The sequence below is a fragment of the Ferrovibrio sp. genome (assembly GCF_041906005.1).
In the GTDB taxonomy this organism is placed as follows: Bacteria; Pseudomonadota; Alphaproteobacteria; order Ferrovibrionales; family Ferrovibrionaceae; genus Ferrovibrio.
Window position 1 is genome coordinate 2,081,911 of sequence record NZ_JAYRJY010000001.1, and the last position, 17,563, is coordinate 2,099,473.

The window sequence follows — 17,563 nt, forward strand, 5'->3', positions numbered from 1 at the left end:
CGCTTATCAGACAATCCTATCCTGCCGGGCGCAACTGTTTTGTCGGGATTGGCCGCATGTCTCTGTCGCGCCGGGTGATCGGCTTCGTCAACCTCGCCCATCTGCTGGATCATATGTTCATGTTGATCTTCCCCACCGCCGTGCTGGCGATGGAGGCGGATTTCGGCCGCTCTTACGGCGAGCTGCTGGCGCTGTCGCTGGGTGGTTTCATCGCCTTCGGGGCCGGTTCGATTCCGGCCGGCTGGCTGGGCGACCGCTGGAGCCGCCGCCATATGCTGGGCGTGTTCTTTCTCGGCGCCGGCGGTGCCGCGATCCTCGCGGGCCTCACCACATCGCTGTGGCTACTGGCAATGGCGCTGACGCTGATCGGCCTGTTCGCCGCGATCTATCACCCGGTCGGCACCGCGATGCTCACCGCCCATGCCGCCGCTCTGGGGCCGGAAACCATGGGCCGCGAGATCGGGCTGAATGGCGTGTGGGGCAATGTTGGCGTGGCTGTCGCAGCCCTTATCACCGGTGGCATCGTGCAGTTCATCGGCTGGCGCGCGGCGTTCATCCTGCCCGGCATCGCCGCGATTGCCGTTGGCATCACCTATCTGGCGCTGGTGCCCGAGCATGCCTCGCCGCCGCGCAAGGGCGGCCAGCCGCAGCCCCATGTGCCACGCGGGGTGGCGATCCGGGCCTTTGCCGTGCTGGCGCTGGTGGGGGTCAGTGGCGGCGTGGTGTTCAACGCCGCCACCATTGCCCTGCCCAAGCTGTTTGCCGAGCGGCTGCAGGATGTGATCGGCTCGGCCGTGGGAATCAGCCTGGTGGTCAGCACCGTTTACCTCGCCGGCGCACTGGCGCAGCTGATCATCGGCCGCCTGGTCGATCGCTTCACGCTGAAGCAGATTTTCGTGCCGGTGGCCTTCCTGCAGGCACCCTGCCTGTTCCTGGCGGGATGGCTGGACAATGCCTGGCTGCTGCTGCCCTGCCTGGGCGTCATGTTCGCAATCTTCGGCCAGGTGACGATCAACGATGCCATGGTGGCGAAATACACCTCAGACGCATGGCGGGCGCGGGCATATTCGCTGCGCTACCTGCTGTCCTTCGGCGCCAGCGCCACGGCCGTGCCGCTGATCGCGCTGGTGCATGATCGTGGCGGTGGCTTCGCCATGCTGTTTGCCATCCTGGCTATGCTGGGCTTCAGCATTTTCCTCGCGGCACTCGTGTTTCCCAAGTCTTCAGGTGAAAACGGCGACCGCGAGGATGCCGGGTCAGCGTCGTCGCAGGTCGCCCGTGCCTAGCACGGCACCGCCGACGATCAGCGCACAGGCCAGCAGCACCGGCAGGGTGAGTTCGCCCTGGCCGAACACGATCAGCAGCAGCGTGGAGAGCAGCGGCGCCGCATAGGCCATGGTGCCCAGCGCGCGCACGTCGCCGCGCTTCATGCCGTGATCCCAGCAGAAGAAGGCAAGCCCCACCGGGCCAAGGCCCAGGGCAACGATCGCCGCCCATTCGCCCGAGGAGGCCGGCAGGCCGGTGCTCTCGAAAGCGAAATGCCCCAGCCAGGAGAGCAAGGCGGTGGCGGCGCAGAAGGCGCCCACGGCATCGGTCGGCACGGCGGCGAAACGGCGGCTCAGCACCGAATAGCTCGACCAGGTGAAGGCACAGGCAAAGGCGGCGGCATAACCGGCCATGTAGCGCCAGTCGAAACCGAGTTCGCCCTTGCCGGCGATCAGGATCACCGTGCCGCCCAGTCCCAAAGCCGCGCCGGCCAGATGGAACCAGCGCAGCCGCTCGCCCGGCAGCAAGGCCGAGAACAGTACGATCAGCAACGGCCAGAGATAGTTGATCAGGCTGGCTTCCAAAGGCGGCGCCAGCTTCAACGCCAGGAAATACAGCGCGTGGTAACCGAACAGGCCGAACACGCCGAGCGCCCAGGCGGCGGGGCTTAAAGTGAAATGCTGCAGTACGCCCCGGATGCCATCACCGCGCAGCAGCCACAACGCGATGGCGGCAACAGCCGAGAGGCTGAAGGTCATGGCGGTGAGCTGCAGGGCCGGCACGCTGGGGGTCAGCGTGGTGAACAGGGCCAATGAGGCCCAGAGCCAGATGGCGATGGTGCCGATCAGGGTGGCGCGCAGTTTGCTGGACGCGGAGGCGGACGTAGCGGTCATGATGGTTCTGGATTCCGGAAGAAGAGGCGGGACGCAACGACGCGTGGCGCATCGCGCGCAGGGTATTTCGATTATAGGCCGCTACCGGGAAGCCGAGTTTTAGGGAAAAGCGCCGGTTAGATCAAGTTGGCAGATCAGGCCGAGCGCGCCGCGTCCAGACGATAGAACAGCGGCGACTGCTCGCTTTCCAGCAGGCGCAGGGTGCCACGCACCATCACCGGCTGCTCCGCATAGGCCACCGGCTCGGCGGCTTTCACCGCCACGATGCGGCTCAGGTCGCCGATCATGCAGCTCGGGCAATGGAACTGCAGGGCACCGAGCAGGAATTCCTTGTGGGTCTTGCCGTCGCGGAACGGCATCATGTAGCCGCTGATGGCCACCTCCTGGCCGTCCAGCGATTGCAGGGCAGCAGGAAAACGGCTGACCGTGCCACCCTGGAAACGGGCTTCACCGGCCTGGGCCAACAGGCCCCAGTCCAGGGCGCCGTCCACGGCCGGTGCGCCCTGCCGCAGATGGGCCAGAACACTGCCCTCGGCGGGTTCCAGCGAAATCGCCGCCGCATCACCGCCCGCGCAGACAAAACCGGCGCCGGCCAAGCCGGCGGCTGCGGCAGAAACCGAAAAGCGGGACAGGAACTGACGGCGCAGCATGGCAACCCTCGTGGTGAAGCTACACGTTACAATATACGCTCGCGGCCCGCCGGTTCAAGCCGCTTCGCTGGTTTGGAATTTGCATGGCTGGCGGCAGGGTCAAACGACCCTGCCAGCGGAGGCGATCGCTCCCGGTAGGCCGGCTGGCGGCCTCATCCCCGGCTCACAGAGACCGGACAGGCCAAGCGCAAGGATGCCCCATCCATGCTGACCACCAAACAGAAAACCCTGCGTAAATTCTGGCACGCCACTGTTCTGCTTGAGGATTTGAAAAGCGGCCCGAAACCCTTCCGCCTGATGGGCGAGGATATCGTGCTGTTTCTCGATGCCGAGGGCCAGCCGACGGCCCTGGCTGACCGCTGCTGCCACCGCACCGCCAAGCTGTCGAAAGGCTGGTGCGAAAACGGCAATATCGTCTGCGGCTATCACGGCTGGACCTATGACCGCAGCGGCCAGTGCATAAAAATTCCGCAATACCCCGATGGCTCTGCCGTTTCCGGCAGCCTGAAAACGTCCAGCTATCGCTGCGTGCCGCGCTACGGTTATGCCTGGGTGGCGCTGGAGGAACCGCTGGTCGATATCTTCGATATTCCCGAAGACAGCGACCCCGACTATCGCCGCATCGCGCAGTTCTACGAGGTGTGGAACTGCGCCCCTTTGCGCATGCTGGAGAATTCCTTCGATAACGCGCATTTCTCCTTCGTGCACAAAGCCACCTTCGGCCAGCTCGACCAACCCAAGCCGGAGAAATATGAAATCAAGGAGACCGATTACGGTTTCTATGCCGAATCGATCGTGCCGATCCTCAATCCGCCGATTGCCTATCGTGTCACCGGCTCGACCGCGCCGACGACCAGGCGGCATATGCGCAATCACTGGTTCATGCCGTTCTGCCGACGGCTCGACATGGAATATCCCTCCGGCCTGCGCCACATCATCTTCAATTGCGCCACACCCATGGAAGACGGGAAGATCCAGCTGATCCAGTGGCTCTACCGCAACGACACCGAGGCCGACTGCTCGACGCAGGAACTGATCGACTGGGATGCCGCGATCACGGCCGAGGACAAGGAGATTCTGGAGGCTACCGACCCCGATGCCTGCATCGACATCGGCCGTCGTATCGAGGCGCATATGCCGTCCGACCGTGGCGGCCTGATCATGCGCAAGCGGCTGCTGGATCTGTTCCAGCAGCATGGCGAAGGCGAGATCTACGGCGACATGCCGGCTTCGAGCGGATTGCAGACCGCGGCAGAGTGACAGTTCCGCGATGGCCGGCCTGCAGGGCATTTTCCTGGCTGGCCATCGCGCCTGCACCCTTGCCGAAAAGGTCAGGTGACGGATCGTCCGACCGGGTCTATAAGCCAAGGCGATGGTTGCTGCCGCTCCCCATAGCGAAACCTTCCTGAAGGCCGGCAATGGCTGGCCGCTGGTCGGTGCGTTGTCATTCGCCCAGCTTGTCTCCTGGGGTTCGATCTATTACGCCTTTTCGCTGTTCGTCGTGCCGATGGAGGCCGATCTGGGCTGGAGCCGCACGGCGCTGAACGGGGCGCTGTCGCTCGGTCTGCTCACGGCCGGCCTGGTCGCTTATCCGGTCGGCAAGCTGATCGACTCGCGCGGCGGGCGCCTGCTGATGAGCATCGGTTCGCTGCTGGCCTCGCTGTTATTCGTGGCCTGGGCCTATGTCGAACATGTGGCGGCTTTCTATGTGATCTGGTTCGGGCTCGGCGTGTGCATGGCGCTGACGCTTTACGAACCGGTCTTCGTCGTGCTGACGCGGCTGTTCCCCGAAAATTACCGCTTCCGCATCACCATGCTCACGCTGGTCGGCGGCTTCGCCTCCACGGCCTTCATCCCGCTCACCGCCTGGTGGATCGAGGCGCTGGGCTGGCGCGATGCATTGCTGGCGCTTGCCGCTTGCAACCTGCTCTATTGCCTGCCGGTGCATGCCCTGATGCTGCGCGACAAGGCCGGTGGCGCCGTCGCGACGGAGGCTTCGGTCGTTACTGGCGCTGACAGCCCGATGCGTCGCGCCCTGCGGCATCCGGTCTTCTGGGGCCTGGTGGTCTGCTTCACCTTCTACTACGCGACGTTTTCGGCGCTCACCTTTCATTTCATCCCGATGTTCGACGAGCGCGGCTTTTCGCTCAGTCTCGCGGTCGGTGTGATTGCGGTGATCGGACCGGCCCAGGTAGCTGGCCGCATCATCCTGCTGCTGTTCGGCCGCAAACTCACAGCAGCCACCACCGGCCGTATCATCGTCCTGATGTTTCCCGTCAGCGTCGCCCTGCTGGTGCTGTTCTCGGATTCGGTCGTGGCCCTGTTCGCCTTCGCCACGATCTATGGCTGCGCCAATGGCATCATGACCATCGTACGTGGCACGGCGGTTCCCGATCTGTTGTGGCGCGAGGGATATGGCGCGATCAGCGGCGCGCTCACGCTGCCGGCCAACATCGCCAAGGCGCTGGCACCATCCATTGCCGCCTTCGTGTGGGCTTTCTTCGGCAATTACGGGCCGGTGCTCTGGGTGGTCATGGCAGGTGCGCTGGTGTCGGCGGCGGGATTCTGGTTCGCGGCGTCAAAAAGCAAAACGCCCGCCGGATGAACCGGCGGGCGCGTCAGGTCGGAACTTACGTCTGCTTCTGTAATATCGTGCTTCAGCGCTTCTTCTTCGCTGCGGCCTTCTTCGGCGCGGGCAGCAGGTGCTGGACGAAGCTGGGCAGGGCAAAGGCGCCGAAATGGATTTCCGGGTTGTAATACCGCAGCGCCGGCAGCTTTGCCTTGTCGAACCGGGCGAAGATGTTGCGCGGGTCGACGTCGGTGATGTCGCGGTCGCAGGCCCAGGTCATGGACATGAAGCCGCACACATAGGTCGGCACCACGGCCAGATAGGTGCCGGAATGGGCCCAGATCTTCTGGAACAGCTTGATGGCGTCGGTCAGTTCCGGGCCCTGCATATGCGGCACGCCGTTCTGCGCCACCAGGATCGCGCCCGGCTTCATCACCCGGCGGCAGTTGTCATAGAAGGCTTTGGAAAAGAGCACGGTGGCGGGGCCAACCGGATCGGGCCGGTCGACGATCACCAGATCGTAGCGGTCTTTCGTGCTGGCCACATAGGCCGCGCCGTCGCCAACGATCAGGTTGGTGCGCTTGTCGCTGAAGGCCTTGCCGCAGATTTTCGGCAGATATTTCTTCGCCACCTCGATCACCATGCCGTCGATCTCGACCATGGTGACGCGCTTGATGGATTTATGTTTCAGCACTTCCTCTAGGATGCCGCCATCGCCGCCGCCGACGATCAGAACCGATTCCACCCTGCCATGGGCCAGGATCGGCAGATGCGTCAGCATCTCGTGATAGACGAATTCATCGCCCTCGGTGCATTGCACCACGCCGTCGAGGGCCAGCATGCGGCCGAAACGGCCGCTCTCGAATACCTTCACCTTCTGGTATTTCGACTTGCCTTCGAACAGGACCTTCTTGATCTCGTGGCTCTGCCGGAAGCCGGCATAGAGCGTTTCGTTGAACCACGTGGTCACAGGATCAGGCCCCGCTTCATCTCGGTGCACTGGATGTTGTCGGGCAGGAAGGCGCGGCGCAGCACGGGAATCGCCTTCTGCGGCTGGCAGTCGCCGCATACGAAGACATCAAGGGCCGCATAGCCCTTTTCCGGCCAGGTGTGAATCGACATGTGGCTTTCCGCCAGCACGGCCACGCCGGAAATGCCGCCATTGGGCTCGAAATGATGCAGGTCGATGTTGAGCAGGGTCGCGCCAATCTCCGACACCGCATCGGTCAGCGTCTGCTTGACCAGCGCGAGATTGTCGAGGTGCTTGCCGCCCCACAGGTCGATGATCAGATGCATGCCGGCGTAACGCACGCCGTCCTTGCAAATGAAATGCTCATCCGCCCCATTCGTCTCCGGCAGGGCCGGAACTTCGTACAGGGCGGGCTTGGTTGCCTTCTTGGTCATGTCACTCTCCACCAAGGGGGAGTCGCGCGACTGAAAATCCTGCGACTCTGTAAAGGGTTGTCCGATTGGCAGAGAGACTGTTGGGAAAGCCCCGTGGTTCCGGCCGGCAAAAAGCGGAAATTGCCGGCGGCCATGCGCCACTTTCCAAACAGTCTCTGGGAGGGGGGTATGGGGCCAAAGGCCCCCTGATGCAAGAAAAAACTGCCCCCGGGAGGCAATTTTTTGCCCCGCGGGTAATGGATCACATTTTATCCGCGAAAATCGCGGCAATCCGGCGACTTTTATGACAGGAATCCGGGCTTACACGAAACTTCCTGCCAGCGTGAAAACCTCGCCGCCGAGCCCCAGTTTGAAACGCGCTACGCCGGCGCCGCGTTCGGTATCCACGCCGCCCAGATCGAATTGCGTCACGCCGCGCGATTTCAGTTCTGCCACCGCGCGCCAGATCAGCCGGTAATGCGCCTTCACCAGGCGGCCGGCCTCGTTGCTCCAGCCCATCGCATAGGTGGCGCCGCGTCCATGACGCAGTACCAGGATGCCGGCTATTGGCCGCACCTTGCCCTGATGCAGGCCGGCATGCGCCCATAGCAGCAGGGCATCTTCATCGATGTCTTTGTTCCGCCCGACGGCATCGGCGAAAGCCGAATAGAAAACCGCGTCGGGGCCGAGGAAGCGGTTCTCCAGGCGATGCTCGTCATGCTCGCCCATCAGTGCGGCGAAAGCCTCGTCATGCCATGTGCCTTCGGCGCGGCTGGCCACCTCCAGCAGCAGTGCGGATTTCTCGGCGGTCTTGAGCGTATTGCGCCATTTGCCGTCCAACTGGCTGCGCAGGCGTTCGATCGGCGGCGACAGATCCAGCCGGATCGAGGAATAACCCGTCACCATCGGACGCAGGCCAAGCTGCGCCATGGCGCTTTCCGATTCAGAACCGCCATTCAGCTCTGGCAACCACCACAGCAGGCAACGTTGCCGCCATGGATATTGCTTGCGGATCAATGCCAGCACGGCATCGCGGCTGGCGCGGTCGAGGCCGGCCGCGAATAACGGGCCGCGCACCAGGCGGATGAATGTTCCAAGCGGGCCGATGTGGCGCCCGAAAATCTGGGCCAGAGCAATGACGCGATCCTGTCGGCGAAACATCCAGCGCTGCGGTTGCACCTTGCCGCCTGAAGCCTTCGCCACTGCTTCGCCATAGCACCAGCCTTGCTCCAGAACGCTCTGGCGCATCGCATCATGCGCCGCGGCCCAGGCGGCGGCAGAGTTGCAATGTTCGGCGGTGATGGTGGCCTGCATCGGATCGGATATGCCGGTCGGCCGCGTCCAGTGCAAGGGTTCTTGTCAGTGCCGCCCCGGTCAACCGCTCCGGACAACCGCTCCGGTCAGCCCCCTTGCGGGGCGTCGGCGAAAATCTGGCAGGCCATCACCATGTCGACGGTCTCGCCGTCATTGGCCAGTGGCAGCCAAAGCGCTTCGTAATCGTACCAATGGTCGTCCATCATCTGCCGGTTATGGGCCAGCAATGGTTCCGGCCGCGCCACAATTTCCTTCAGGCGGCTGACCAGCAGGTCGCGGTATTCCGGCGTCGGCAGTTCATCCAGCCACTTGCCGGTGGGGTCCATCCCCAGACGGGTGGCCTGATAGGTGCCGGCCAGGCGAATGCGGAAGCGCAGCGGCTCGTAATGCACCTCGATCAGCGCGATGTTGCCCAACGCCACGCGCATGGCCATGGGATCGATATCGGCGCGGGCGGGCAGGCGGCGGCCACGACGCTGGTCCTGCCAGTAGCGGTGAATCTCGGCGACCAGCGGAAAACGGAAATCGTCCGGACCGGGGTCCCAGATCAGGCGGCTATGGGCAGTCGCGAGCACGGAGAATCCTGGGGGAGGAGAACAGTTAAACGAATATCCTGAGCAGTCGACACAAAATCCTGCCTCAGAATGTGGAATTTACTATGACAACTCCTCCGAAAACTGACAAGGGCAAGCCTGAACGGCCGTCCCTGCCACATTCGTCTCTGGGCAGTGCTGCGGCTCTCGGCTAATGCTTGGGCCATGGCTTTGTTTCGCACCGCCGCCCGAATCCATGGCTATGTGATCCCCGCGCCCCGTTTCACGCGCTGGGCGCTGATCTATTTCCTGAAATTCGTGGCGGTGCCGATGCTGCTTGTGCTGCTCGCCCTCGATGTCGCGCTGTATTTCGTGTTTCGCGACTGGCTGGGCAGCTGCTACGGGCTTCTCTGTTTTCTGGAATAGGCCGACAGATTCGGCAACGAAAAAGCCCGCCTTGCGGCGGGCTTTTCGGCAGATTGCCACGAGATGATTTGGTGGAGCCAAGCGGGATCGAACCGCTGACCTCCTGCATGCCATGCAGGCGCTCTCCCAGCTGAGCTATGGCCCCATTAAATCACGGACTTTGCACCTTCCCGGGGGAGGCTTGGGGTCCGTCGGCGGGGGCGGACCATAAGCCGCCCTCCGCTGCTTTGCAAGTGTTTCGTCAGCCCGATTTCGGGTGGTTTTTCAGCGCTCTTCCTCGGCGTCCGGCGCGGCGTCGACGTCGATTTCCTCGGCGACATCCTCTTCCTCGAACTCGTCGGCATCCTCGAGGATTTCATCGCCCAGATCGGTATCCTCCACCTCGGCATCCAGCACATCGGGGCTGATGACCTTGGGGGCCTTGACCTTGGGTTCCTCGGTCTTGGCCGGGCGGCGCGAGCTTTTCACCAGCGCTTCCGGGTTGAATTCCGTGCCGCATTTCGCGCACAGGATCGGCGATTTGTTGAGATCGTAGAACGCGGCGCCGCAACTCAGACAACGACGCTTGGTGCCCCATTCGGCTTTGGCCATCGAGCAAATCTCCATGTGATCGGCGCCGCCAAACCGGCCATGGCCATGGGTCCGGAACCGGGCTGCAGCGCCATCCCCCGCCGGCTGGCCGGGGCGGCGCGATTGTGTTAAAGAAGCGCGCCCTGTCAACCCGTAAATCCGGCTTTTTTCACAGCCGGTTGCCGATCTTCCGGACGATCCCCTTCATGACCGCCGCGCCCGACCAGAAAGCCCGCCCGTTTCGTGCCCGCCCCGCCAGCCGGGGCCTGACCGGCGCCGCCCGGGTGCCGGGAGATAAGTCGATTTCGCACCGGGCGCTGATCTTTGGGGCGCTCAGCGTGGGCGAAACCCGGGTGACCGGCCTGCTGGAGGGCGAGGACGTGCTGCGCACGGCTGCCGCCATGCGGGCCATGGGCGCCGAGGTCGAACGCCTGCAGGATGGCGATTGGCGGGTCTGGGGCGTGGGCGTGGGGGGCTTGAGCGAGCCCGAGGACGTGCTCGATATGGGCAATGCCGGCACCGGCGCCCGTCTGGTGATGGGCCTGGTCGCCAGCCATGATTTCACGGCTGTTTTCACCGGCGACGCATCGCTACGCCGCCGCCCGATGGGCCGGGTGATCGAACCCCTGAGCCGCATCGGCGCCCGCTTCGAAGGCCGGCGCGGCGGCCGGCTGCCACTGGCCGTGATCGGCACGGCGCATCCCCTGCCCATCGAATATGAATTGCCGGTGGCCTCGGCCCAGGTGAAATCCGCCGTGCTGCTGGCCGGTCTGAACGCGCCGGGCATCACCACGGTGATCGAGCCGGAACCAACCCGCGACCATACCGAAAACCTGCTGCGCCATTTCGGCGCCACGGTTGAAGTCGAGAAAACCAGAACCGGTGGCCGCATCGTGCGCCTCACCGGCCAGCCGGAATTCAAACCCTCCAGCATCCGCGTGCCGGGCGATCCGTCGTCGGCCGCCTTTCCGATGGTGGCGGCCTGCATCGTGCCGGGCTCGGCCGTCACACTGCAGAATGTCGGGCTCAATCCGCTACGCATCGGCCTGTTCGACACGCTGCAGGAGATGGGCGGCGATTTCACCATCACCAACCGCCGCGACGAGGGCGGCGAGGCGGTGGCCGATATCCTGGTGCGCCATGCGCCGCTGAAAGGCGTGACGGTGCCGCCCGAGCGCGCCCCCAGCATGATCGACGAATACCCGATCCTGTTTGCTGCCGCCGCCTGCGCCGAGGGCGATACCGTGGTGCGCGGCGCCAAGGAACTGCGCGTGAAAGAAAGCGATCGCCTGGCCCTGATGGCGCGCGGCCTGAAAGCCTGCGGTGTCGATCTCGATGAATTCGAGGATGGTCTGGTGATCCGCGGCAAGGGCCGCCCGCCCGCCGGCGGCGCCAGCATCACCACGGAACTCGATCACCGCATCGCCATGTCGTTCCTTGTGCTGGGCATGGCGGCGAAAGATGGCATCGTAATCGACGATGCCCGCGTTATGGATACCAGTTTCCCCGGCTTCATCCCGCTGATGCAGGGTCTGGGCGCCAGCCTGGAGCCGGCGGCGTGACCGCGCACGGGCGCCGCGCGGGCGCATGATCGACAAGCTGGAATTCCTGCTCGCCCTGGCGCGGGAAAAGAATTTCGGCAAGGCCGCCGAAACCTGCGGCGTCACACAACCCACCCTGTCGGCCGGCATCAAGCAGCTAGAGGACACGCTCGGCATCCTGTTGGTGCAGCGCAGCTCGCGCTTCCTCGGCTTCACGCCGGAAGGTGAGCGTGTACTGGACTGGGCGCGGCGCATCGTTGGCGATGTACGCGCCATGCGGCAGGAAGTGCAGGCGCTGACCCGCGGCCTGGCCGGCCATCTGCGCATCGCGGCGATACCCACCGCGCTCGGCATGGTGTCGGCGCTCACCACGCCCTACCGCGCCAAGCACCCGGACGTGAAATTCACCATCCTGTCGCGCACCTCCATCGAGGTACTGACCATGCTCGACAATCTCGAGATCGAGGCCGGCATCACCTATATCGACAATGAACCGCTGGGGCGCGTGCGCACGGTGCCGCTTTATACCGAGCAATACCGGCTGCTCACCTCGGCCGACAGCCCACTCGGCGACCGCGACAGCGTCACCTGGGCCGAGGTCAGCCGCATTCCGCTCTGCCTGCTCACACCCGACATGCAGAACCGGCGCATCATCGACCGCCTGCTGCGCGAGGCCGGCAATGCCGTCGAGCCCACGCTGGAATCGAACTCGATGATTGTGCTGTTCTCGCATGTGCGTACCGGGCAATGGGCCAGCGTGATGGCGGAAAAGCTGGCCAACACGCTCGGTCTGACCGAAACTCTGCGCTCGATTCCCATCGTCGAACCCGATGCCGTGCACACCATCGGGCTGGTGGTGCCGCAGCGCGAGCCGATGCCGCCCCTGACGGCCGCCCTGGTCGCCGAGGCCAAGCATCTCTCGGCGGCCTATGGCCTGGATAACTGATCCTGGGCGGCTGATAGAGATCGTCTATCGCCCGACGGAAATCCTGTATTGATCCCCGGCCTGCCGGGGCAGAAAATCGGGCAGATGAACAACTCTGCCCCATTGCCGTCGCGCCCGCACAGGCAGGGCCGCGCTTTGCCGCGCGGGCGTCAGGCCAGCGTGGCCGATCATGCCACCCTGCGCGGCCTGCTGCCGGACGGCGATTTGCGGCGCGATCTTCTGGTGGAATACCTGCATCGCATCCAGGACGCGCAAGGTCATCTGCCCACCAACCTGCTCGCCGCGCTGGCCGAGATGATGCGCCTGCCATTGGCGGAAGTGTATGAGACCGCCACCTTCTATGCCCATTTCGACGTGGTGGATGCCGGCGAGGCGCCGCCACCGGCCATCACCATTCGCGTCTGCGACAGCTTGAGTTGCGTCATGGCCGGCGCCGATGAACTGGCGGCGCAGGCGGAAAGGCTGGGGGATGACGTGCGGGTGCTGCGTGCGCCCTGCATGGGGCAATGCGATCGCGCGCCCTGCGCCACCTATGGCAAGAACGTCTTCGCGCCGGCCAGCCTGGACGAGCTTTCGGCGGCGCATGAGCGGCGTGCCGTGCATCCGCTGCTGCCGCGCTACAAGACGCTGGCGGCCTATCGCGCCGAGGGCGGTTATGGCGTGCTGGCGCAATGCCGCCGCGGCGCGCTCACGCGCGCAGCCTTGCTCGCCGAATTGGAGAAGGCCGGTCTGCGCGGCATGGGCGGTGCCGGTTTTCCCACTGCGCGCAAATGGCAGGCCATGCTGCAGCAACCCAAACCGCGCATCCTGGCGGTGAATGGCGACGAGGGCGAACCCGGCACGCTGAAGGACCGCTTCTTCCTGGAAACCGAACCACATGGTTTCCTGGAAGGCATGCTGGTCGCCGCCTGGGCCATCGAGGCCGAGGCCGCCTATATCTACCTGCGTGACGAATATCCCGCGCTGCATCATGTCATCCGCGCCGAGCTGCAGGCGCTGGAACAGGCCGGCCTGCTGCAGGGGCTGCATGTCGAATTGCGGCGCGGCGCCGGCGCCTATATCTGCGGCGAGGAATCGGCGATGCTGGAAAGCATCGAGGGCAAGCGCGGCCTGCCGCGTCAGAAGCCGCCCTATCCGGTGCAGGCCGGCCTGTTCGGGCGGCCGACGCTGATCAACAATGTCGAAACGCTCTACTGGGTGGCGGCGATTGCCGACAAGGGCGCCGACTGGTGGCTGTCGCATGGCCGCAACGGTTCAAAGGGCCTGCGCAGCTATTCCGTCTCGGGTCGTGTGCGCCAGCCGGGCGTGAAGCTGGCGCCGGCCGGGCTGACGGCAAACGAACTGATCGAGGAGTATTGCGGCGGCATGGCGCCGGGCCACAGTTTCGCCGCCTATCTGCCCGGCGGCGCCTCGGGCGGCATCCTGCCCGCCGCCATGGCCGATGTCCCGCTCGATTTCGGCACGCTGGAGAAATACGGCTGCTTCATCGGCTCGGCGGCCGTGATCGTGCTGTCGGACCAGGATGACGTGAAGGCGGCGGCATTGAATCTGATGCGTTTCTTCCGTCATGAATCCTGCGGCCAGTGCACGCCCTGCCGCATCGGCACCGAGAAGGCCGCCGCAATGATGGCGCAACCCGTCTGGGACGAGCCCCTGTTGCGCGACCTGGCGCAGGTGATGCGCGATGCCTCGATCTGCGGCCTGGGCCAGGCCGCGCCCAACCCGCTGCTCTCCGTGCTGGAGCGTTTCAAATGATCCGCTTCATGCTGGATGGCCGCGCGGTGGAGGCGCGGCCGGGCGAAAGCATCTGGCAGGTGGCCAAACGGCTGGGCACCGAGATTCCGCATCTGTGCTACACGCCGCAGCCCGGCTATCGCGCCGATGGCAATTGCCGCGCCTGCATGGTCGAGATCGCGGGCGAGCGCGTGCTGGCGCCGAGCTGCAAGCGCATGCCCACCGAAGGCATGCAGGTGAGCAGCGAGAGCGCACGGGCGAAACGCGCCCGTGAACTGGTCTTCGAATTGTTGCTGGCCGACCAGCCGCCGCGCGAGATGGCACATGACGCCGAGTCCAAATTCTGGCGCTGGGCGGAAAAGCTGGATATCGCGGCCAGCCGATTTCCGGCCCGCGATCACGCGCCGCCGCCGGATCGCAGCCATGTGGCGATGGCGGTGAATCTGGACGCCTGCATCCAGTGCAATCTCTGTGTGCGCGCCTGTCGCGAGGTGCAGGGCAACGATGTGATCGGCATGGCCTTCCGCGGCCATCATTCCGAGATCGTGTTCGATCTGAAGGATCCGATGGGAAGTTCCACCTGCGTCGCCTGCGGTGAATGCGTGCAGGCCTGTCCCACCGGCGCATTGCTGCCTTCCGTGCTGGTGGATGAGCATAACAAGGGTGTGGCGAAAGCGACGGAACAGGTCGACAGTCTCTGTCCCTTCTGCGGCGTGGGTTGCCAGCTCACCATGCATGTGAAGGACAACACTGTTCAGTATGTCACCGGCCGCGACGGCCCGGCCAATCATGGCCGGCTCTGCGTCAAGGGCCGCTTTGGCATGGATTACGTGCGCCATCCGCATCGCCTGACCAAACCGCTGATCCGTCGCGACGATGCCCCCAAGCATGGGGACTGCGTCGTCGATCCCGCGAATCCATGGACACATTTCCGCGAAGCGGGCTGGGATGAAGCGCTGGAACGCGCCGCCGCCGGCCTGGTGAACATCCGCGACACGCATGGCCCGCAAGCCCTGGCCGGCTTTGGTTCGGCCAAGGGCTCGAATGAAGAAGCCTATCTGTTCCAGAAGCTGGTGCGCACCGGTTTCGGCACCAACAATGTCGATCACTGCACGCGGCTCTGCCATGCCTCGTCGGTGGCGGCGCTGATGGAAGGCGTTGGCTCGGCCGCCGTCACTGCGCCCTTTGCCGCCGCCATGGATGCCGAGGTCATCATCGTGATCGGCGCCAATCCCACGGTGAACCATCCCGTCGCCGCCACCTTTATCAAGAATGCGGTACGGCAGAGGGGTGCTAAGCTGGTGGTGATCGACCCGCGCGGCCAGGCATTGTCGCGCTACGCCGCCTACAATCTGAAATTCAAGCCCGGTTCGGATGTGGCGCTGCTCAATGCGATGCTCAACGTGATCGTCGCCGAGGGACTGGCCAATCCGGCTTATATCCAGCGTTTCGTCGATGGCTTCCCCGACCTGGAGCAGGCCGTGCAGGACGCCACGCCCGAGGCGATGGCGCCGCTCTGCGGCATCGCGCCTGATATCATCCGCGCCGTGGCCAGGCTTTATGCCACGTCGAAAGCATCGTTGATCTTCTGGGGCATGGGCGTGTCGCAGCATGTGCATGGCACGGATAATGCCCGCTGCCTGATCGCGCTGGCGCTGATCAGCGGCCAGGTCGGCCGGCCCGGCACCGGACTGCATCCCCTGCGCGGCCAGAACAATGTTCAAGGGGCTTCAGATGCCGGCTTGATCCCCATGGTGCTGCCCGATTACCAGTCGGTGGAGGATGCCGCCCGTCGCCAGGCTTTCGAGGCCGTGTGGGGCACCGCCATTGATCCCAAACGCGGCCTCACCGTGGTCGAGATCATGCATGCGGCGCTGCAGGGCGAGATCCGCGGCATGTATATCATGGGTGAGAATCCGGCGATGTCGGATCCCGATGTCGCCCATGCGCGTGCGGCGCTGGCCGGGCTCGATCACCTCGTGGTGCAGGATATCTTCCTCACCGAGACGGCTTTCCATGCCGATGTGGTGCTGCCGGCCTCGGCCTTCGCCGAAAAGACCGGCAGCTTCACCAATACCGACCGCCGGGTGCAGCTTGGCCGTGCCGCGCTCAAGCCGCCTGGCGAGGCCCGGCAGGATTGGGAACTGGTGCAGGCCATCGCCCAGCGCATGGGGCTGGGCTGGCAGTATGCGCATCCGAAAGAGGTCTATGCCGAGATGGCATCCCTGATGCCCTCATTGGCCGGCATCACCTGGGATCGGCTGGAATCGGAGGGCGCCGTCACCTATCCGCGCGGGCATGACATCATCTTCGGCGACGGCTTTCCCACGCAGGATGGTCGCGCGCGCATCGTGCCCACGAAAGTTTCGCCGCCAGCCGAATTGCCTGACGCCGACTATCCCATGGTGCTCACCACCGGCCGCCTGCTTGAACATTGGCATACCGGCGCGATGACGCGGCGCGCGACGCATCTCGATGCGCTTGAGCCCGAGGCCACTGCATCGCTGCATCCGCGCGATCTGGTGAAACTGGGCGTGGCTGCCGGCGGGCGAATCCGCGTCTCCACCCGGCGAGGCAGCATCGAACTGAAGGCCCGCGCTGATCGCGACGTCGCGGAAGGGCTGGTGTTCATTCCCTTCGCCTTCGCCGAAGCTGCGGCCAACCTGCTGACCAATCCGCAGCTCGATCCTTTCGGCAAGATCCCGGAATTCAAGTTCTGCGCAGCCCGTGTGGAGCCGGCAGCGGGAAGTGTCAGCGCGCCGGCTTGAGGATCAGACCCAAAGCGGCTGCCACCAGCGCCAGCGCGGCGAATTCCGGCCATTGCGGCTGCTCACCCAGCATCCACATCGACGAGAACACGCCCACCACCGGGATCATCAGCGTCGATAGCCCGCTGATGCCGGCGGGCAGGATGCGCACCAGCGTGTTCCAGGCCCAGTAGCAGAACACGAAGCAGATCGAGGCATTGTAGATCACCGCGCCCCAGGCGATGCCGGAATAGGCGGTCCAGCGGTCGGCTTCCAGCACGGGGGCCATCAGGAAGATCGGGATGCCGCCCAGCACCATCTGCCAGCCCACGAAGGGCACGGCCGCCATCGGCACCAGCCACAGCTTGGTCAGTAGCGTGCCGATGGCCCAGCACACGGCGGCCGCTAGCACCAAAGCCACGCCCAGCGGTGCACTTGCCATGGCATGCCATTCGCCACCCACCAGCACGATCAGGCCGCTCAGGCCGATGGCAAGGCCGGCAAGTTTCCAACCGGTCAGGCGTTCGTGCAGCCACACCACGCTCATCGGCACCAGCCACAAAGGCATGGTGAAGGCCAGGATCGTCGTGCGTCCGGCCGGCAGCATTGAGAGGCCGTAAAGCACAAAGACATTCCAGCCCGCGATGTTGAACAGGCTGATCGCCGTCAGCTTCCACAGATAGCGGCGTGGGATGCCCAGCGGCATGCGTTTCCAGATGGCGATGGCAAACAGGCCCAAGGCACCGCCGCCCAGGCAGAAGGCGCGAAAGGTGAAGACCGGAATCTCGTTCAGCGCCAGCTTCATGATCGGCCAGTTGACGCCCCAGAACAGGGTCAACAATGCCAGCAGGATCATCGAATAGGCGGAAATGCCGTGATGCGGCGGGGCGGGGGCTGCCGCGGAGGTGTCTGTCATCAGGGGGCGCTTCCGTTCGTGTGCTGATAATTTAACGCAGGGACTGGGATAGGCAATCGGCTTGTTGTTGCACCA

16 protein-coding genes and 1 tRNA gene are annotated in these 17,563 nt (G+C 64.6%); 8 read left to right on the forward strand and 9 right to left on the reverse strand.

All coding sequences use genetic code 11. The features are described 5' to 3' along the window. Window positions 1-56 precede the first annotated feature (56 nt). Window positions 57-1,286 carry an MFS transporter gene (locus tag ACE3OO_RS10160; protein ID WP_374302427.1) on the forward strand — a complete coding sequence of 410 codons (1,230 nt, stop codon included), beginning with the start codon at window positions 57-59 and terminating at the stop codon, window positions 1,284-1,286. Here ACE3OO_RS10160 and ACE3OO_RS10165 read toward each other — a convergent pair. Both ACE3OO_RS10165 and ACE3OO_RS10170 read right to left on the reverse strand, forming a co-directional pair. Next, window positions 1,257-2,159 carry a DMT family transporter gene (locus ACE3OO_RS10165; protein WP_374302429.1) on the reverse strand — a complete coding sequence of 301 codons (903 nt, stop codon included), beginning with the start codon at window positions 2,157-2,159 and terminating at the stop codon, window positions 1,257-1,259. The two genes, ACE3OO_RS10160 and ACE3OO_RS10165, sit on opposite strands and share 30 nt — an antisense overlap. A 134-nt stretch (window positions 2,160-2,293) precedes the next feature. Further along, a complete protein-coding gene (locus ACE3OO_RS10170) occupies window positions 2,294-2,809 on the reverse strand; it encodes a hypothetical protein (protein ID WP_374302431.1) in 516 nt (171 codons plus the stop codon). Window positions 2,810-3,013: 204 nt separating this feature from the next. Between ACE3OO_RS10170 and ACE3OO_RS10175 the strand changes: the two genes are divergently transcribed. Next, window positions 3,014-4,069, forward strand: a complete 1,056-nt coding sequence (locus ACE3OO_RS10175) for a Rieske 2Fe-2S domain-containing protein (protein ID WP_374302433.1) — start codon at window positions 3,014-3,016, stop codon at window positions 4,067-4,069. Between the two features lie 112 nt (window positions 4,070-4,181). After that, window positions 4,182-5,414 (forward strand): MFS transporter, encoded by a 1,233-nt coding sequence (locus tag ACE3OO_RS10180; protein ID WP_374302436.1) that lies wholly within the window; start codon window positions 4,182-4,184, stop codon window positions 5,412-5,414. Between the two features lie 52 nt (window positions 5,415-5,466). On the opposite strand, the gene speE is transcribed toward ACE3OO_RS10180, so the two are convergent. The 4 genes from speE to ACE3OO_RS10200 form a co-directional block, all read right to left on the reverse strand. Continuing rightward, window positions 5,467-6,348, reverse strand: coding sequence for a polyamine aminopropyltransferase (gene speE / locus ACE3OO_RS10185; RefSeq protein WP_374302438.1), 882 nt, complete (start codon window positions 6,346-6,348; stop codon window positions 5,467-5,469). Next, the gene (speD, locus tag ACE3OO_RS10190) at window positions 6,345-6,782 is read right to left on the reverse strand and encodes an adenosylmethionine decarboxylase (RefSeq protein ID WP_374302440.1); all 438 of its coding nucleotides are present in this window, start codon (window positions 6,780-6,782) and stop codon (window positions 6,345-6,347) included. The genes speE and speD overlap by 4 nt, the downstream gene beginning before the upstream one ends. Before the next feature lie 300 nt (window positions 6,783-7,082). Next, the gene (locus ACE3OO_RS10195) at window positions 7,083-8,075 is read right to left on the reverse strand and encodes a peptidoglycan bridge formation glycyltransferase FemA/FemB family protein (RefSeq protein WP_374302442.1); all 993 of its coding nucleotides are present in this window, start codon (window positions 8,073-8,075) and stop codon (window positions 7,083-7,085) included. Window positions 8,076-8,161: 86 nt separating this feature from the next. Next, complete coding sequence (locus tag ACE3OO_RS10200; RefSeq protein ID WP_374302445.1) at window positions 8,162-8,650, reverse strand: PAS domain-containing protein; 489 nt, start codon at window positions 8,648-8,650, stop codon at window positions 8,162-8,164. A gap of 183 nt (window positions 8,651-8,833) precedes the next feature. On the opposite strand from ACE3OO_RS10200, the gene ACE3OO_RS10205 reads away from it, so the two are divergent. Then, the gene (locus ACE3OO_RS10205; protein ID WP_374302448.1) at window positions 8,834-9,034 is read left to right on the forward strand and encodes a hypothetical protein; all 201 of its coding nucleotides are present in this window, start codon (window positions 8,834-8,836) and stop codon (window positions 9,032-9,034) included. A gap of 69 nt (window positions 9,035-9,103) precedes the next feature. Here ACE3OO_RS10205 and ACE3OO_RS10210 read toward each other — a convergent pair. Both ACE3OO_RS10210 and ACE3OO_RS10215 read right to left on the reverse strand, forming a co-directional pair. Next, a tRNA-Ala gene (locus tag ACE3OO_RS10210) sits at window positions 9,104-9,179 on the reverse strand. A gap of 119 nt (window positions 9,180-9,298) precedes the next feature. Then, window positions 9,299-9,625 (reverse strand): TIGR02300 family protein, encoded by a 327-nt coding sequence (locus ACE3OO_RS10215; protein WP_374302451.1) that lies wholly within the window; start codon window positions 9,623-9,625, stop codon window positions 9,299-9,301. Between the two features lie 185 nt (window positions 9,626-9,810). On the opposite strand from ACE3OO_RS10215, the gene aroA reads away from it, so the two are divergent. The 4 genes from aroA (at window position 9,811) to fdhF (ending at window position 16,593) form a co-directional block, all read left to right on the forward strand. Next, window positions 9,811-11,166 carry a 3-phosphoshikimate 1-carboxyvinyltransferase gene (aroA, locus tag ACE3OO_RS10220; RefSeq protein WP_374302453.1) on the forward strand — a complete coding sequence of 452 codons (1,356 nt, stop codon included), beginning with the start codon at window positions 9,811-9,813 and terminating at the stop codon, window positions 11,164-11,166. A gap of 25 nt (window positions 11,167-11,191) precedes the next feature. Then, entirely contained in the window at window positions 11,192-12,091 is a 900-nt protein-coding gene (locus ACE3OO_RS10225; protein WP_374302455.1) for a LysR family transcriptional regulator, read from the forward strand. 84 nt (window positions 12,092-12,175) lie between these two features. After that, window positions 12,176-13,846, forward strand: a complete 1,671-nt coding sequence (locus ACE3OO_RS10230; RefSeq protein ID WP_374302457.1) for an NADH-ubiquinone oxidoreductase-F iron-sulfur binding region domain-containing protein — start codon at window positions 12,176-12,178, stop codon at window positions 13,844-13,846. Further along, window positions 13,843-16,593, forward strand: coding sequence for a formate dehydrogenase subunit alpha (gene fdhF, locus ACE3OO_RS10235; RefSeq protein WP_374302460.1), 2,751 nt, complete (start codon window positions 13,843-13,845; stop codon window positions 16,591-16,593). Before ACE3OO_RS10230 ends, fdhF begins: the two co-directional genes overlap by 4 nt. Here fdhF and ACE3OO_RS10240 read toward each other — a convergent pair. Then, window positions 16,577-17,488 carry a DMT family transporter gene (locus ACE3OO_RS10240; protein ID WP_374302462.1) on the reverse strand — a complete coding sequence of 304 codons (912 nt, stop codon included), beginning with the start codon at window positions 17,486-17,488 and terminating at the stop codon, window positions 16,577-16,579. The genes fdhF and ACE3OO_RS10240 overlap by 17 nt on opposite strands. Window positions 17,489-17,563: the final 75 nt, after the last annotated feature.

Bases quoted from the DNA above. Each gene is read 5' to 3' on its own strand.
- ACE3OO_RS10240 (WP_374302462.1), bottom strand. From the start codon at position 17,488: ATGACAGACACCTCCGCGGCAGCCCCCGCCCCGCCGCATCACGGCATT.
- ACE3OO_RS10160 (WP_374302427.1), top strand. From the start codon at position 57: ATGTCTCTGTCGCGCCGGGTGATCGGCTTCGTCAACCTCGCCCATCTG.
- aroA (WP_374302453.1), top strand. From the start codon at position 9,811: ATGACCGCCGCGCCCGACCAGAAAGCCCGCCCGTTTCGTGCCCGCCCC.
- ACE3OO_RS10175 (WP_374302433.1), top strand. From the start codon at position 3,014: ATGCTGACCACCAAACAGAAAACCCTGCGTAAATTCTGGCACGCCACT.
- ACE3OO_RS10180 (WP_374302436.1), top strand. From the start codon at position 4,182: ATGGTTGCTGCCGCTCCCCATAGCGAAACCTTCCTGAAGGCCGGCAAT.
- ACE3OO_RS10225 (WP_374302455.1), top strand. From the start codon at position 11,192: ATGATCGACAAGCTGGAATTCCTGCTCGCCCTGGCGCGGGAAAAGAAT.
- fdhF (WP_374302460.1), top strand. From the start codon at position 13,843: ATGATCCGCTTCATGCTGGATGGCCGCGCGGTGGAGGCGCGGCCGGGC.
- ACE3OO_RS10230 (WP_374302457.1), top strand. From the start codon at position 12,176: ATGAACAACTCTGCCCCATTGCCGTCGCGCCCGCACAGGCAGGGCCGC.
- ACE3OO_RS10205 (WP_374302448.1), top strand. From the start codon at position 8,834: ATGGCTTTGTTTCGCACCGCCGCCCGAATCCATGGCTATGTGATCCCC.
- ACE3OO_RS10215 (WP_374302451.1), bottom strand. From the start codon at position 9,625: ATGGCCAAAGCCGAATGGGGCACCAAGCGTCGTTGTCTGAGTTGCGGC.
- speD (WP_374302440.1), bottom strand. From the start codon at position 6,782: ATGACCAAGAAGGCAACCAAGCCCGCCCTGTACGAAGTTCCGGCCCTG.
- ACE3OO_RS10165 (WP_374302429.1), bottom strand. From the start codon at position 2,159: ATGACCGCTACGTCCGCCTCCGCGTCCAGCAAACTGCGCGCCACCCTG.
- ACE3OO_RS10195 (WP_374302442.1), bottom strand. From the start codon at position 8,075: ATGCAGGCCACCATCACCGCCGAACATTGCAACTCTGCCGCCGCCTGG.
- ACE3OO_RS10170 (WP_374302431.1), bottom strand. From the start codon at position 2,809: ATGCTGCGCCGTCAGTTCCTGTCCCGCTTTTCGGTTTCTGCCGCAGCC.